The 17,389-nt window shown below is 36.2% G+C and carries 11 protein-coding genes and 1 pseudogene; 7 read left to right on the plus strand and 5 right to left on the minus strand.

Translation table 11 applies throughout. The annotated features are described in order from the left end of the window. Nucleotides 1-179 precede the first annotated feature (179 nt). Both ACFFIX_RS21470 and gerQ read left to right on the plus strand, forming a co-directional pair. Nucleotides 180-602 (plus strand): cell wall hydrolase, encoded by a 423-nt coding sequence (locus ACFFIX_RS21470; protein WP_378937712.1) that lies wholly within the window; start codon nucleotides 180-182, stop codon nucleotides 600-602. Between the two features lie 23 nt (nucleotides 603-625). Continuing rightward, nucleotides 626-1,072: a spore coat protein GerQ gene (gene gerQ / locus ACFFIX_RS21475; protein WP_378937714.1), complete on the plus strand. Its 447-nt coding sequence runs from the start codon at nucleotides 626-628 to the stop codon at nucleotides 1,070-1,072. A gap of 286 nt (nucleotides 1,073-1,358) precedes the next feature. Here gerQ and ACFFIX_RS21480 read toward each other — a convergent pair whose 3' ends face one another. Continuing rightward, complete coding sequence (locus ACFFIX_RS21480) at nucleotides 1,359-1,913, minus strand: CBO0543 family protein (RefSeq protein ID WP_378937716.1); 555 nt, start codon at nucleotides 1,911-1,913, stop codon at nucleotides 1,359-1,361. Between the two features lie 208 nt (nucleotides 1,914-2,121). Here ACFFIX_RS21480 and ACFFIX_RS21485 point away from each other — a divergent pair, with 208 nt between their 5' ends. The 4 genes from ACFFIX_RS21485 (at nucleotide 2,122) to ACFFIX_RS21500 (ending at nucleotide 5,958) form a co-directional block, all read left to right on the plus strand. Next, nucleotides 2,122-3,345 (plus strand): zinc-dependent alcohol dehydrogenase, encoded by a 1,224-nt coding sequence (locus ACFFIX_RS21485; RefSeq protein ID WP_378937718.1) that lies wholly within the window; start codon nucleotides 2,122-2,124, stop codon nucleotides 3,343-3,345. A gap of 32 nt (nucleotides 3,346-3,377) precedes the next feature. Next, nucleotides 3,378-4,466: a class II aldolase/adducin family protein gene (locus tag ACFFIX_RS21490; RefSeq protein ID WP_378937720.1), complete on the plus strand. Its 1,089-nt coding sequence runs from the start codon at nucleotides 3,378-3,380 to the stop codon at nucleotides 4,464-4,466. Nucleotides 4,467-4,586: 120 nt separating this feature from the next. Then, complete coding sequence (gene lgt / locus ACFFIX_RS21495) at nucleotides 4,587-5,405, plus strand: prolipoprotein diacylglyceryl transferase (RefSeq protein ID WP_378937722.1); 819 nt, start codon at nucleotides 4,587-4,589, stop codon at nucleotides 5,403-5,405. A 385-nt stretch (nucleotides 5,406-5,790) separates the two neighbouring features. Then, nucleotides 5,791-5,958 (plus strand): hypothetical protein, encoded by a 168-nt coding sequence (locus tag ACFFIX_RS21500; protein WP_378937724.1) that lies wholly within the window; start codon nucleotides 5,791-5,793, stop codon nucleotides 5,956-5,958. Nucleotides 5,959-6,448: 490 nt separating this feature from the next. Here the strand turns inward: ACFFIX_RS21500 and ACFFIX_RS21505 are convergent. From ACFFIX_RS21505 to ACFFIX_RS21520, 4 genes and pseudogenes are all read right to left on the minus strand, one after another. Continuing rightward, nucleotides 6,449-6,983: pseudogene (locus ACFFIX_RS21505) on the minus strand (tyrosine-type recombinase/integrase). A gap of 376 nt (nucleotides 6,984-7,359) precedes the next feature. Continuing rightward, nucleotides 7,360-7,716, minus strand: coding sequence for an MFS transporter (locus tag ACFFIX_RS21510; protein ID WP_378937726.1), 357 nt, complete (start codon nucleotides 7,714-7,716; stop codon nucleotides 7,360-7,362). Continuing rightward, entirely contained in the window at nucleotides 7,716-10,664 is a 2,949-nt protein-coding gene (locus tag ACFFIX_RS21515) for a Tn3 family transposase (RefSeq protein ID WP_251157371.1), read from the minus strand. Before ACFFIX_RS21515 ends, ACFFIX_RS21510 begins: the two co-directional genes overlap by 1 nt. A gap of 84 nt (nucleotides 10,665-10,748) precedes the next feature. Continuing rightward, nucleotides 10,749-11,315, minus strand: a complete 567-nt coding sequence (locus tag ACFFIX_RS21520) for a recombinase family protein (RefSeq protein WP_378937729.1) — start codon at nucleotides 11,313-11,315, stop codon at nucleotides 10,749-10,751. Between the two features lie 388 nt (nucleotides 11,316-11,703). Here ACFFIX_RS21520 and ACFFIX_RS21525 point away from each other — a divergent pair, with 388 nt between their 5' ends. Then, on the plus strand, nucleotides 11,704-17,382 hold the full coding sequence (locus ACFFIX_RS21525) for a DNRLRE domain-containing protein (protein ID WP_378937731.1): 5,679 nt from the start codon (nucleotides 11,704-11,706) through the stop codon (nucleotides 17,380-17,382). Nucleotides 17,383-17,389 lie beyond the last annotated feature (7 nt).

Raw genomic sequence — 17,389 nt, forward strand, 5'->3', positions numbered from 1 at the left:
ACTGCCTTTTCGAGACAAATCCTCTTTGCTAAATCGGCTATTTCCTTTTAATACAAATAGGAATAATTCTCTTATTATTTTTGTATGTATGAGTTAGTGGGTCTTACAATTCTTCAATCATTCGGAACAGTCTATTCACCATACAGAATTCGATCTATTGTAAAGCGAGGTGAAAAGGTATGGGTGTTATTCAATATACAGAGGCACATGTAAGACTGCTTGCCCGTCTGATTCGAGCCGAAGCGGAAGGAGAAGGAAATCTCGGGATGCTGATGGTTGGAAATGTTGGAGTCAATCGTGTTAGAGCAGATTGTTTAGATTTTATACAACTTCGAAGCATCCAGAACATGGTTTTCCAAAGTCCCGGCGGTTTTGAGGCCATACAGAAAGGTTATTTTTATCAAAGGGCAAGACAATCGGAAATTGATTTAGCGCGAAAAGTTATTAAAGGACAACGCTACCATCCGGCTACAAATTCCCTATGGTTTTTTCGGCCAGATGGTTCTTGTCCCGCACAATGGTACAATCAGTGGAATTCTGGGCGCTTTAAATCTCATTGTTTCTATCATCCTACTCAGCAAGATTGTCCAAGAGTCTTTTAATTTCTTTCTAGGAGGGAAATAACATGTATCCAAACTATGGTACTACACCAACAGGTTTTCAGCAGTTCTATACAGGAGTCGGATATCAAACTCCAGCTCTACAAAACATACAGCCTCAAGTACCTGTAGCACATGGTGTTCCAGCTCAAACTTTCCCTGCGCAGCTTGGTCAACAGGTTCCAGGAATGCTACCTTTAGAAGAATCCTATATTGAAAATATTCTTCGCTTAAATAAAGGTAAGTTGGCTACCGTCTACGCCACTTTTGAAAACAATCAAGAATGGAATGCGAAAGTATTTAAAGGAATCATTGAAGCTGCTGGGAGAGACCATTTAATTTTAAGTGACCCGCAAACAGGACAAAGAATTCTATTGCCAATGATCTACTTAGACTATGTAACCTTTGATGAGGAAATCGAGTATGAATATCCATTTGCCCCTCCACGGTTATCCATGTACCGTCCACGTTGAAAAAGAGTAAGTTCCTGATTCACAATGATATGCGGACTGGTAACTACTACGATTATAAATGGCCAAATCTAACTAGATTTGCCTTTTAGTCAAAAGCAGATTTCCCAAAGATTGTTTATCTTAAAAATATTTATTTAAGGAGTCTATAGGCTGTTGAAAAAGTCTTTTCAACAGCCTATTTCTATGTTCATTATCCAGAAAGTTCCCCACTTCTTCTATATTTTATTTCTGTTTGAACCATATCGTCATTTAAGTAAAAGTATGAACTAACTTTTATTAGTTTTGCTCATAATTTAGCGAACTTATCTCTTGTTGAAAAAAAATGAGCAATTAAGTAAATGGCGAAATAGATGAAATAGGAATAAATATATTCCCAATTAGGATACTTAAAATACCCTAACCACATGAAAAATGGCTCTGCGCCAAACGATACTATTAAAGCAAAGATGCCAGCTTTTATAAAAGGGTTTATATAAGGTTTATATTGCAAAAAGAACATTATAAATACTGGCATAAGACTAATATCCCATGGTTTATAAGCAGGAGCAATAGGCAATACCTCGTATGTATAATACCACCATCCTAATTTGGCACCAAGATTGTCTAGCCATACAGAGAGGAACATTACAAAAAATCCAACTAACAGGAGTCGATGTGTACTCTCTTTTTTTCTTAATTTCCACCATATTATCCAAGGAGCTATTGTTAAAATAGCAAGTAACCACCAACGCCAAGAAAATACAACATGTTCTGTCCAAAGGTCTAATTGAAGATCTGTCGTTAGTTGCAATAGTTCATATGCTTTCACTGCACCTTCCGTTACCTTCCCTATATCACTCATAAAAGAACCTCTTTTCTAGTTATTAAATTATTAAATTTCTATCTAAGACCTTTACTATGTGTTTTACTTATATATTTTTACCTTGCTTAGTATTTATTAGTATTAATTTTACTTTAACTAAAAAAATTTTCCAATTAAGGGATAAAGAGTTATTTTACAGGCAATAATACCTACTATAATTCAGTGAATGAATGTAGGTGATTTATCTTTGGAAGCCTTGCAATTTGATTATAAATTGAAGCCTTATATTTTTAGCAAGATCGTGGGAAGATTCATTCCTTCTGTTTATTGGAATACTAGCTTATCTTGTCTGCAATATTGCCATCACTCAGAACCGCATTTACCAAACGAACATTGGGTAAAAGTCAAAGTGAAATTTGGGGGTATTTGTGGGAGTGATTTAAATCTACTTTTTTTAAATGATAGCCCTGCTACTTCACCCTATGTTTCGTTCCCATTCACAATTGGTCATGAAATTGTCGGGGAGATTTCTGAACTAGGCTCACAAGTTTCGGAATTAAAAAAGGGAGATAGGGTTGTAATTGATCCTATTTTATCGTGTGCTGCAAGAGAAATACCCGATCCATGTCCAAATTGTGTTAAAGGGAATTATAGCTTGTGCTTATATAAAGCAGAGGGACACTTGTCACCGGGTTTATTAATAGGTGCATGCCGTGACACTGGCGGAGGATGGAGTTCTTGTCTTGTAGCTCATAAAAGTCAGGTCTTTAAACTCCCTTCTGAGGTGGATGATTTAAACGGCGTAATGGTTGAACCATTTAGTTGTGCTTTACATAGTGTTTTAAGAAATCCACCAAGTGAAGACGATACTGTTCTTGTTATAGGGGGAGGAGTTATAGGTATATGTATCATTGCCGCTATTCGAGCACTCCAAATTCCATGTAAGATTGTCGCTTTGGTAAAGCACTCTTTCCAAGCAGAGTTGGCAACCAAATACGGAGCTAATGAAATTATTTTACTTCAGAAAACCACGTATATCGAAAATTTAGCAAATGCTCTTAATGCTCAAGTATTAAACCCTCTTTTTGGAGCAAAAGTTATACAGGGAGGCGCAGATATTATTTTTGAATGTGTTGGAAAAAAACAAAGTATTAATGATGCGCTTCGTTTTTCTAGAAACGGGGGGAAAGTTGTTTTGCTAGGACTTGCCGGCATAATGGACGGTATTGATTGGACAACAGTTTGGCTTAATGAATTGAATGTTAAAGGAAGTTTTGCCTATAGCACGGAGGATTTTAATGGAAAAAGAATACGAACTTTTGAACTGGCAATTGCGTTGATGCGCAGTGGAAATGTCAACCTTTCTCCTTTAGTAACACATCGATTTCCATTAAGTGATTATAGGAATGCACTTAGTACGGCTTTAAATAAGAAAAATCATACTGCGATCAAAGTGGTTTTTGAACCTTAATTTTTTCTAAAAATAAGGAGGAATTCAAGAAAATGAATAATTTCACGATAACTAGTTTGAAAAAAGATCCATTTCTCACTTGGTATACAGAAGGTTTAAAAGAAAAATTTTTAATTGAGGGATACGAATTTTTTGAAGAGCCAGTTGATGATATTAGGCTGGTATTTAATATAATCGACCAAGAAAAACCACGACCATATCGTCGAAAAGCACAAGCCACTTTTGTCGTATCGATACTAGTTGTGAACGAAGAACCTGAAAATATATTTGAATTCGCTTATCCTTTTCTTATAAGAACAATAGCAAATCAATTAATTCTGATCGTGCAAAAAAATGAAAATATAGACCATTATTTTATAACACCTGAACAAGGTTTTTACAAATTGAGCTATCATGGGGTAGAAAAGGAAGATTTTTTCAAAAGTATTTATCAAAGATTGGAACCAGTTGCAGCAGCTCAACTAGTCATAGACAATCAGTTTATCAATGATTTGGACCAGAGTTTATGGAATGGCAATGAAATAACACAAAAAATGTACGAGGCAGGTAAGCAATTAGACCGAATGAATTTATTGCCTGCTCCATTTCCTCTTGAAAAATACTTGTCCGTTCGTGATATGCGTCAATTAAAGAAGTTATACGGGATAGGTGGCCTAAGTTATGGGAATCTAAGTAGTCGACATAATGATTCTCACTTTTGGATGAGTGCTAGTGGGGTCAATAAAGCTAATATGCGTGTAATAGGACAAGATATTTTATACATCAAAGGGTTTAATTCTATAAAGAATGCAATGGAAATAAGTATTCCAACTGCTATCTCTCCAAAAAGGGCATCTGTAGATGCAATTGAACATTGGATGATTTATAAAGAACATCCAAATGTTGGTGCGATTGTTCATATTCATGCATGGATGGATGGAGTAATTGCCACAGAAATTAATTACCCTTGCGGTACAATTCAATTAGCCGAAACTGTTGCAGATTTAGCACGAAAAGCTAAAGATCCTTCTAGGGCTATTATTGGTCTCAAGAATCATGGTTTAACAATAACCGGTCGAGATCTAGATGATATCTTTAATCGGATTGAAGGTCAAGTCATTGCCCAAGTACCAAGTGCATAAAAATTTTACACCAGTTGAAAAACTTCTTAATGCTTTAGAAGTGTTCTCTTTATAAAGGGTTTTTTGACTGGATAAAACATCGCCAATAGAAATTTTAAAATGTTGGAAAGGAGAGAGAAGATGGAAGGGTTGATTGAACCAATCGACAGGGTTGCGATTAGTCTTGGTCCTATTCGAATATATTGGTACGGTGTGATAATCATGACAGGTGCTATTATTGGCCTTTTAATCGCTACCAAAGAAAGTGAACGACGTTCTCTTCCAAAAGACACCTTTGTTGATCTAGTCCTTTTTGCAGTTCCTATTGCTATTGTATTTGCACGTGCTTACTATGTGATATTTAAATGGAAGTATTATTCTGCCCATCCAGATGAAATTTTTGCAATTTGGGAGGGCGGACTAGCTATGCATGGAGTATTATTAGGCACTGTTTTAACGTTTATAGTTTTTTCAAAGATACGAGATATTTCATTCTGGAAACTTGTTGACATTTTAGCACCAAGCTTGATCCTCGGTCAGGCAATTGGGCGATGGGGAAATTTTATAAATCAGGAAGCTCACGGTGGCCCTGTATCACGTGAATTTCTTGAGAGACTGTATTTACCTGATTTTATTATTAATCAGATGTATATAGAGGGAACGTATTATCATCCAACATTTTTATATGAGTCTGTTTGGAATTTTTGCGGATTTGTTTTCTTGATGTTCCTCCGAAAAATGAATTTAAGACGGGGTGAGCTTTTTTTAACTTATATTATCTACTATTCAATCGGTCGTTTTTTTATCGAAGGAATGAGAACAGATAGTTTAATGTTGACTGAACATTTACGTATCGCACAAGTAATGTCAATTATTTTAATCTTGGTAGCGATTTTAATAACTTGGTACCGAAGAAAAAAAGGATATGCCGATATTCGGTATTTAGACAACGCAGTCTAAATACGTACGGTCATTTCGGTTGAAAATCAATTTGATTGCCTATCTTATTAATACCGATTTATTAACCATTTCGGAAGGGAGTGAGATAGAATGTAATCACCAATTCCTAAGAGAGTCAGGCTTGTCCTTAAACCGAGGTTCGAGGAGGACAAGTACATATTTTGATGGCTACGATTCATCGTATCCGAAAATGGCTAAAAAAATTGTAGGTATGAAAAATGGGTATATGAATCTTATTTAGAGGAGGGGTTACAAAGAAACAAAGTAGCAAAAATATTGTTTCCTACAGACAGATAAATTTTTCGTTTCAACTTTTAAAAAATAAGGATAAAAAAAAGGGAAATAATAAGTAGAGAAAAAAATTCAATCTATAGAGGTGATTTTGATGAGATTTAAAAAAATCATGTTAGGTATGTTTACAGCTTTATTAACAACTGGGTTATTGTTTGGGTGTGGTACACCTAATGATGAACAAGAACCAGATCCAACTGAAGAGCCTTCTGAAGAAAAAGATCCAGGTGAAAACGAACTTGAAGAAGAGCAGAATCAATAATAATCACACCTGAAGTTTTAATTAAATGATTGAAGGAGTCATAATTATTTCTGCATTTTAGAAATAATATTTGGTTATTAGAAAAACGGGTTACAAATTGATGAAATTAACCTTTCTTCAAACGGTACTCAGCTTGTAGACAGTCTGCTTCGCAGAACACATCTACAGGCTTTTTATCTTTAGGTTGGCTATATAATTCTTCATTTTAGAAATATGTAAAAATATCACGTGGCACTCTCACGATACTGGCCTTTACTAACCAATCTACTACCGTATTTTAAAAGAAACTTTGTTAATATGGCTATTCGCTCCATCCTTTGTTGTTCTTATTGATTCTACACATGTAAAAGCTAAAAAAGATATTCCATACATTCATGTAGATATATCTGAGGTTCTCTCTGATCAACATAGATTTTACAAAAGGAAACGAGCTATATATCATAGCTCGTTATAACAGGGATATGACCAAATTGTTTTAGATGTTTTGTTCTTAATCCGTCAACCACAATTTTGCAACTGCATCTGCTTTATCCTCTTCATTAGGAGCAGCATATCTCATTACCATATCCGCATTTGCATGTCCTGATAATGCTTGGACGACGCTAAAGTCTTCACCATTTCTGACAAGTTTCGTAATAAATGTGTGTCTGAGAGCATGTACATTCATATTTTTGAAAAATATGTTGAACAGTTCTTTCTGAAATGCGTTTATTCCTATTAGAAAGGAACAATGCTTCATGCTGGTCTTTACGTATTTCTAAGTATTTTAATACGAATCTTCTAGTTTCAGGAGATAAAGGAATTTTTCGTTCATTATTACCTTTTCCGTATCTAACGGTTACGGAACCTTTCCTCTCAGAAACATCAAGGTCTCCACGATCAAGATGTACTAATTCTTTTAGTCTCATTCCAGTGTTTATTAGTAATTGAGCAATAGCAAAGTTTCTAATGTTTCCAGAACGATCAATCTCACGGATAACCTTATTTACTTCATTCCGGTCAAGCGATTTAGTGTATGCAGACAATTCATTTAATGGAGTACAGATTTATGGAATTTTCCTAGCTGCTATGGCAATAGGAGCCTTGATCTGCGCTACTCTTATCGGTAGGTTGGAAAGGATATGAAAAAGAGGGATTTTATATTACTTATTCATGGCCTTATCCGGACTGTTTATATTGGGTATATCGTTCACTCCTCCCTTATTAGTATCACTTCTCTTATTAGCAGCTATAGGTTTTTGTTTAACAGCATTTATCATTATTTGGGATAGTGCAACCCAAGAATTAATTGAAGAAGAAGTATTGGGTCGCGTAGTTAGTTTCCAAATGTTTGGGGGTCTCTTACTCCTCCCTATTGGGTATAGTATATTTGGATTTTTATTAGATAAGTTAGGAACTACCCTATCCATGAGTATAGCTGGAGTTAGTATAATCCTGGTAGCAAAGGGCCGAAAAAACAATATGGTTACTTAGCCCAAAAGCCAACTGTGCAAATCCTTGAATGCCAAATCCTAGGCTTAGTGTAATCCAAAGCTTATTGGTCTTCTTATTACCAATATAAAATGCACCGAGTGCAATTCCAACAAACCAAATTGCTTGGATTATGCCATAACCACTTGCACCTGCATTTACTACTTCTTCCGCATATACTGGTCCTAAAACGGTTATTGGGGTACGACCGAGATACGTGTAAAAAAGGGTCATAGGGTGGAATAAATTCCCACCTACGACCCTTTTGCTTTTCCCCGTCTTATACACTATACAGGAATATCTCCCTCGATTGGTTGTGGGACATTTTCTAAATCGATCATATAGTCTCCGAAACGTTTTATATGCCTAGTCAAATATGGGCTAAGCATGACAATATCTTCTTTTGAAAATACATAGCCTTCTTTAGAAAGTTCCCACAAAATAAGTGTTATGTCACATACATTTTGGAATATTACTGCGTTTGCAACTAAATCATTATATTTAATTCGCTTTTCTTGTTCTTCTGGATCATTTTCTGAAATGATGCCATCGCCACCAAAAAATAGCCATTTAGAAAATCCGTTATATGCTTCGACTTTGTTTGTACTAGCACCAATTTGCTCTCTTAGTTTTATATCAGATATATATTTAAGCAAAAATACAGTTCTTACAATCCTTCCTAATTCCCTAAAAGCTTGATATAATCGGTTTTTTCTACTATAGTTACTAAGTTTTCTAAGTAGTGTAGAGGGTAATATTTTACCGGCTTTGATCGAAAGAACAACTTGGAACAGGTCTTGCCAGTGTGTATCAATTAGTTCCCAGTCAACGGTATCACTAAACAATTGGTCAATGTGGTGATATTGTGTGTCCTTATCAGCCCTATAAAACTTTAAATCCTTCCAATTTCGAATACGTGGCATTAAATTAATCCCCAATAAATGTGCAAGTGCAAAAACAGGTGTTGATTGTCCTTGCGTATCTGCATGTAAGGTATCGGGTTGAATGTCTGATTTATTTTTTAGCAAACCATCAATAATATAAACTGCTTCCCATACCCCACATGGAATGAAGTGGCTAAAGAGTGCAATATAAGTATCTGAAACATGGTGATACGCAATCCCTCCATAACCTCCATATCGTATGTGATATTCTGAGATTAAGTTTTCTTCATAGAGATCAAATTTTGTTCCATCCGCAGCAGCCGATTTTCCATCACCCCATAGTTTAGGCAAACTAAATTGATTGTATTGATTTAAAATATCACGAATGGCTTCGTCGATTTTAGATGCGTTAATATGTCGACGATTTACAAATGAAATCATGTGTGGGGTTACTGACTTTTTCATGTGCTTGGAAGTCTGTGTCGGTCCTAAATTACATCCGTATCCAAAAGAAGTAATGATATATCGTTCCATTGCATTTTCAATCTTAGGATCTGAACCAGATAATGGTCCATAATGCCGTGTCCATTTTGTCCAATGTGCAACATTACAAAGAATATCTAAGACATTTCGTTCAGGTAAGCGTTGAGAAATAACTGCCTCTAGCGCTTTACTTGTCTGAGGTTGTTCTTTTCTCATTATTTTTCTTAACGTGGGTTCTCCATTTTCATTAATGATTACCTGACCGTTATCAGGGTAGCTTATATCTACTTTTTGCGCAGTATCTTCTAGCCAGTGCTTTAATTGTTGAACAAAATCTTCTGAATTTGAAGAAAAACCGAGTTCTTTACAGTATTCAGCTACCATCGGCTTACACTCATCCCAAGAAAGGAGCTGTTCACGGTAATCAGCAAAATTTTCTGACCCTTTCACACAAAGGTCCCCAGTTTTTAACTCGCTCGCAAGATAGGAAAAAATACAGATTTCAAGGTGCTTACGATGTAATATGTTATTTTCTTTAGGAACATAAATCGTTTTTTTCCACTGTTCACTAACAAATGAAAGCTCAAAATCAATTTGTAGGTTTTCAATTTTTCGGTTCTCATGATTACGTAAAAATTGCAAGGCTTCTAAAAGTGATTGATCCTGAGTGGTTGAATCTATTTCAATCATACTAATCAATCTAAAAAGAGTTTTCCTATGACTTTTATAGAATTTCCATAAAAGGGGAAGGTAGTTATTGCCATTATATGATGAAATGGATTCGCAATCTTCTTTTAATGAGTCAATACCACCTCTTTTTCCTAATAGCTCCTTTATTTTTTGACCGGTCAAGGTATCGTCCTCATTAATACTTGTGGTATCCAAGACTTCTACCAAAACAGAGATGAGATTTTCAGTTTTTGATCTATGTTTTTCTCGAAGGAGTTCAAGCTCCTCTTTTCCTTTATTATGTATAGTTCTGACTCTTTTGAGAAACATCTCTACCAAGCTATCAATAGCTGAAATTTTCGAGCGATAAGTCATACATAGTAACAGCATATATCTCTTAGGCAAATTAAAGTCTTTTAATTCAGATACATCAAGCGCTTTTGCCTCTAAAGCGAAGTGCTTGATTTTTGAATTTGGAATATTTTCTAGTAAGTTATCAATTTCTTCTATAAAATTAGATAACCAGTGTAATTTATTTTGGATTTCCCTCATATGAGAAAGTGTTGCGCTTTTTGGAACTTCTTTTAAAAGGTTATATTCAGAGGTCCGATTATCATCTGTAGTAACAAGTAAGTGGTCTAATTTTTGCTTAACTTCGGGAGTCAGTTTTGAAAATAATGCATTAAATAACTGGTGATTAACTAATGTCCTTATACGGCGCGCCAGTCGATCTAATGTACTAAAAGCAGGTAACTCACACCTTTCTTTTATTAACACTTCAATGGATACATTGATAAGATCAGCCGGATTGTCCATTGCCTGTGTGGCCTTATAAATTGAAGTAGTTGCAATATGTAATACTTCTTTTCCATAAGAACGTACATCAAGGTATTCTCTTATTGCTTTTTGATGTAGGTAAATTGATTTACTGTTGTAATTCGGTTCAACACTAGCAGAGATATTCAAACAACTCCGAATATGAATTACGATCTCTACAGGAATATCTTTCGGCCGAGGGAAATAACCAAGACGTTGGAAAGATTTTAACATAACTAGTAAACTAAGAACTGAAACTGGCCCCCTAGCAACTTTATGTGCAAATTGATTCTCTTCGGGTGTGGGAGAGTATACATCACGAAGTTCTTTGGAAGTGGGGCGTTTTTTAAACCTGGGGTAAGCCGTACGTTCAATAGATGCCAAATTACCAACTCCAATCACAGTAAGTTAGGGCAGTAACAAGGGCTGCTCTAGTCCATCACATTTCCCCTAAAATCTAACAAGTTATTAATTCATTTTTTCTAGTTTTCTTTTATTAATCGCTCGATATAATGATCCCTGTGAAAGTCCTGTACCTTCCACAATTTCTTTTACCGAGTATTCTTTACTGTCATACATCCTCAAAGCTATTTCAATTTTTCCTTGATCTACTTTAGGCCTTCCAAGTTTTTTTCCTCTTTTCCTACTTGCTTCTAATCCCTCTTTAACCCTTTCTACAATTAAATTTCTTTCTAACTCTGCGATGACACACATCATTTGAAACATGGCTTTTCCTGTTGATGTTCTTGTATCCATGTTCTCTTTGATAGAAACAAACTTTACACCTATATCCTCGAATTGCTGAATAATAGAAAGAATATCAAGTGTTCTTCTCCCTAAGCGTGAAATACTTTCTACTACAACGGTATCATCTTTCCTTATTAAATCTAACAATGAATTAAGTCCACCTCTATCCTTAATAGTTCCAGTAAATTTCTCTTGAACCATTTTTTCGCAACCATACTCAGAAAGTAATATAATTTGTCGGTCTAAATTTTGGTCAACGGTAGAAACACGGGCATAACCGATTATCACTAAAAAGCCCCCTGCACAATTTAATAATTTTATTGTACAGTAGACTTCATTTTTGTAAAAGTATTTGGTAAAACTTTTGGAAACCATTTTTGGTAACCTATAAACCTAACAAAATCAAGCATCAGATTTTCTAATTAACGTTGTTACAAAAAATATTGTTTTTGGTAATCTGATAGGCTACCTATTCAATGTTTAGTTGTTTACTATGCGGTCGGATATTAGTAACCCTGTCACTACCTCTAATAGATTGGAAAACACGTCTAACGTTCTAGACATTATCAGTTGGAGTTTTACCAAATTTTGATTAATATCCAATATTTAATAATCTAAGTATAATTATCTGGACTATCTTGGATAGTACATAACTTGAGAGGAAGAAAAATATTTTATGTCTTCAGCATTTAGGTCTTTTTATCGCTATTTTGCGATAATCGTATCATTTTGCATTATTATCAGTTTAGTAGGACCTTCTTTTGCAGAAGCAGCGCCAGGAGAGGCAAAAAGAGTTCCTAAAAAGGAAACCTTAACTGCAAACATTGGTGAACTACCAAATAAACTTCCAAAGGAAAAATTGGAGTTAGTAAGTAAACGTACTCCATTTTCAAAGCGATACTTAAATCCAGATGGAAGTTTCACCGAAGAAATCTTTATGGAACAACAGTTTTATCAAGATTCATCAGATAAAAAATGGAAAAAAGTCGATAATAACCTCAAAAACAACCCAAATAAATCGGGGAAATTTGAAAATACTGCAAACGATCAAAAGGCCTGGTTTACGAAGGAAACTGGAAATGGAGAACTTGTCATTGTTGAAAAGAACGAAAAAAGTATTAGTCTCGTTCCGGTGAAAGCCAACAAAGTACAGGGTACAATTAAAGAAAACGAAGTTAACTATGAAGGTATTTTCGACAATGTCGATGTTCGTTACCGTGTACAAGGTAGCGCAGTGAAAGAAGATATTGTTCTTAATCAATATCAAAACGAAAATACATTCAGTTTTGAACTGAAGATGAAAGGTGTTACATCTCATAAAGAGAAAAATGGCACAATAGTTTTCAAAGATTCAAAGGGAAATACAATTTGGTTCTTTGAAAGTCCTTTTATGACGGATGCAAAAGGCAAATATTCCGAAAAAGTTTCTTTGGATCTGCGTGAAGAAAACGGGAAAACATTTGTTGATGTTATTGCCGATCAGGCATTCTTGAAAGATCCAGAAACACAATATCCTGTCACGATTGACCCGACGATCGACAGTTGGAATGTGCTGCGCGATAATTTTGTTGCAAGCAGTTTTCCTGATTCTGTTTACTCTAGCAACTCTTACGTGCATACAGGTTATAACAGCTATTTTGGTAATACACGTGCACTTGCAAGATTTTATCTTCCGGCACTGCCTAGCGACAGCGTGATTGACAGCGCGACATTTAACGCGTATCAAACGAGAAATGACGGACAACAAGTATCTGTTGATTTATACCGTGCTACAAGTGATTGGCCGTCATCTGTGACATGGAATAATCAGCCAACAACTGCAAGCACAAAGGAATCCACAGTCGCAAGCACTTCCTATAATGCATACTGGAGTTGGGACATTACAAAGCTTGCAAAAGACTGGTACAACGGTGTACAAGCCAACTATGGTTTGATGCTGAAACAGCAGAATGAGACCACTTCACCATATCGAACGTTTACTTCTGTGAATAATGGTACCAATACACCTCGTCTAAGTATTAACTACCGAGTAGAAGCTATTGGTAATGAAACATTCTGGATGAATACAAAAGATGGCGTAAATCCAGCAAATGGAAACCTTGTTTATCAGGAATCGGATGTAGAGATCCCTGGACGCGGTCCAGGAGTAAGCATAACTCGAACATTCAATAACCGGAAATCTTCTTTTAAAGGTTTATTCGGATACGGATGGATTACTAATCTGGAACCATCAATCGTTGATTCAGGGAGCGGACCGATCACCTTAATTGATGAAGATAACACGCGTCATATTTTTGGAGAAAAAGTCGGAGGTGGATATGAAGCAGCCGGAGGTATTTATCTTGATTTAGTCAAGAATAGTGACGGAACTTATACCATTACCGAAATTGACGGTACAAAAACGAATTTTAACAAAGATGGCAAAATTAGCTCGATTGTTGACACAAATGATAACACAACGACTTTCGTGTATGACGCTTCTGGAAAATTATCAAAAGTCCAAGACGCTTCTGGGAGAGCAACAACTCTGGCTAACGGAACAAACGGATATGTATCAAGTGTGACTGATCCAGCAGGCCGGGTAACGAGCTATGAATACGATGCTTCTGGCAACCTCACAAAAGTGACCGATCCAGAAGCAAAAATCACAACATTCACGTATGATACGGATCATAATGTGACTGGAATCACCGATGCCCGGAATATCAAGACAACAGTTGGATATGACACATCAGACCGTGTTACTAGCATTAGCCGCCCTATCACAATTAATGGCGCTGCCACTACTAGTCAAACGACATATACCTTCGATACCACGAATCTGGTAACTTCGGTAACAGATGGTGAAGGTAAGCGCGTGGACTATACTACAAACGCGAACGGCAATGTAGTGCAAATAACGGAAAACCCTCTTGACCCAGCAAACAAGGCCGTCACAACTTTCAGTTACGATAACAATAACAACATGACAAAAGTTGTCGATGCGAACACGAACAAATTAAACGGGACAGCAGCGTATGTATACACATATGATGCGAACGGAAACATTACAGGAGTGCAATTGCCAGAAAACCAAAACGCGACTTATAGTTATGACAGCCAAAACAACCTGATAAAAGAACAGGACTTTAATCAAAACGTAAGCAGCAATGATTACGACTCTAAAAACAACCTGACGGAAGCGACAGATCCAAACGTGCAGACGTCTGCCAGCCGTTATGATTCGAAAGGGAATCTCCTTTACGATACACATCCGATGTCTGCGGCAGACAATATGCTGACAAATTCAAGCTTTGAGTTGGATCAAAATACGGATAACTGGCCTGATAACTGGGAGCAGCTAAAAGACTCTGGCAGCACAGCCAATTTTGCTTGGTCAAGTACGAGTAAGTTTGGTGGAAAAGCAGTCAGCATCTCCAATCCAACAAGTTGGGCAATTATCCGTTCAGATAAGTTCGACTATACAGCCGGAGAAAAATATATAGCGAGTGCCTATGTCAAAACCAGCAGTACAGTTGGTTCGGCTCTATTAAAAATCGAATTTTTCGATGATCAAAATAACTGGCTAGGACAGGAATTTTCATCTGGATTAAAAGGAACCCATGATTGGACTCGTTTGCAGTCTGTTATTGACACGGTACCAGCAAATACAAAAAAAATCACAGTGGCAGTTGGGTTGAATGCGGGTTCTGGAACTGCATATTTTGACGGTGTTCAATTGGAAAAAGGAACAATGCTTTCCGCTTATAACCTTGTCGAAAACTCAAGTTTTGAAAGATATGCTACTCAAGATGGAAAACCCAATAACTGGGATTCTAGCAGTAATCTATCTGTAAATGATAAAGTTGTTCAAAACGTTAACCCAGAGGATGACAATATCTATATCGGCAAATCTTCCTTCCAAATGACAGGAGAAGCCGGAAAGAATAAGTACCTCAAGCAGCGAATAAATATTTCCGGGGATGCCAATACACAGTTGACGCTATCCGGTTGGTCCAAGCAAGTTGGTGCAGACCCGAACGGCGGCTATTACTCTATGCAAATTGGTATCAATTATACAGATGCCACAACCGATTGGGATTACGCAAACGACTTTGATAAAACAGCAACAGACTGGCAACATGTTGCAGCAGAAGTAAAACCGAAAAAAGTGTTCAATTCGATAGACGTGTACTATTATTATTACAACCAGGCAGGAACAGCGTGGTTTGACGCAATACGGTTGGAAACTGGGGCATCGATTACCTCCAACACATACGATACTGGCGGTAACTATGTAACCAGTGTAAAAGATCAGGTTAAAAATACTGTTTCGTTCGGTTATGATACGGTTGGTAACCAGATAAGCACCACAGATACTAAGGGACAAACCACTTCGTTTACGTATGATACCCGTAATTTGTTGTCAAAAGTAACGGATGCTAAACTTGGTGAAACTTCCTATGGCTATGACGGCAATGGAAACCGTACAACAGTTACTGATACTAAAGGAAATCAAACTAAGTACGATTATAACGAGTTTAATCTTATATCAAAAATCACTAATCCATTAAACCAAGTCACGCAGTTTGAGTATAATCGGAACGGCCAACAAACAAAAGTTATCTTTCCAAAAGGTAATGCTATTACCAATACGTTTGATGCCCTTAATCGTATAAGTGGTATTTATGTTAATGGAGTAAAGAAATGGGATTACGGTTATGATGCGAACAACAACATAACTTCGATTACCAATGCTACAGGAATACAATCTTCATTGACTTATGATAAAAATAATCGTCTTACACAAAAGGTTGAGGGGTCGAACAAACTAGAATATATATACGACATGAATGATAATGTCACAGCAGTAAAAGCAACCGTAGGTGTAACAAATATATCTACCGAATATCGGTATGATTCATTAGACCAAGCGGTTGCGATAATACGGAATGGGGTCAACTTAGCAAAATATGTATACGATGAGCGCGGCAATATTAGTTCCATTCGTAAATCAAACAACACGTATACCAGTCAGGAATATGATGAAGCAAACAGACTAAGTCTCCTAAAGAATTACTTGCCTGACGGCTCGGTTTTAGACTCTTTTAAGTACAATTACGATAAAGAAAATCTAACGAGTGTAGTTACAAATAAAGGCTCTATTTCTTTTGAATATGATAGTTTAAATCAAATAAGGAAAGAAACACTAACAGATGGAACCACTTTGACTTATGAATACGATGCTGTTGGTAACAGAACAAAAAAAATTGAAACAAAAGGTTCCACAACAACATCTACAAACTTCATTTATAACGTGGCAAACCAATTGACATCTGTTAATGGTAAAACGTATAGCTATGATGAAAATGGGAATTTAGTAAATGATGGAGACAAATCATATATTTACGATTCAGAAATGCAACTTATTGAAATTAAAGATAGTAACGGTTCAAGCTTGGCTAAGTATACTTATGACTATGACGGAAAACGTACTAGCATAACAAATTCCAGTGGGACAACCTATTTCCATTATAGTGGGAATAAGGTGATTTATGAAACAGATGCTAATAATACTATTACTGCTGAATATTCTTGGGATGACAACGGGAATCCGGTAACCATGACAAAGGGTGGTAAAATATACTACTATCATGTTAATGGACATAGTGATGTTACTGCATTAACCGATGAAAATGGGAATGTGGTTGCACAGTATGAGTACGATGCTTGGGGTAACACCATTTCTAAGGCAGGCTCCATGGCTGAATCTAATCCCTATCGATATGCTGGATATCGCTACGATGAAAATACGGGATTATATTACTTATTGGCAAGATATTATTCCCCTGTAAATGGACGATTTTTATCGGAAGATCCGGTATTTGGAGAGCTAAAAAATCCAGTTACCCAAAACAGATATAGTTACGCTGGAAATAACCCTGCTATGTATATTGATCAAGATGGTAGATTCCGAACATTGGTAAGATGGCTTTCGAGTGCTTTAATTAAAAAAATCAAAAAGGAATTTAAAGATGATGATGAACCTTCTTTTAAAACTGGAGCAGCCGGTGAAAAGTACCTTAAACAATTAGTCGGAGGACGAGCACAAGTTTATTTTAAAACAAGTCTAGGTGGAAGGTATGTTGACCAATTGGCCAATGGTATTGCACATGAGTCAAAAGTTGGTTATGTTACGCTTTCAAAAAGAATAAAAGAACAGGTACAAAAAGATGCGGAACTAATAAAAAAGAAATCTATCAGAGGCGCTGTATGGCACTTCTTCAGAAGTGCAGTAACTGGAAAAATCGGAGGATCAAAAAACTTATTAAATTACCTTAGAGATCGTAAAATTGATTATATTATATATGATTAGGAGTGAA

The organism is Metabacillus herbersteinensis (assembly GCF_042433335.1).
GTDB classification, from domain to species: domain Bacteria; phylum Bacillota; class Bacilli; order Bacillales; family Bacillaceae; genus Metabacillus; species Metabacillus herbersteinensis.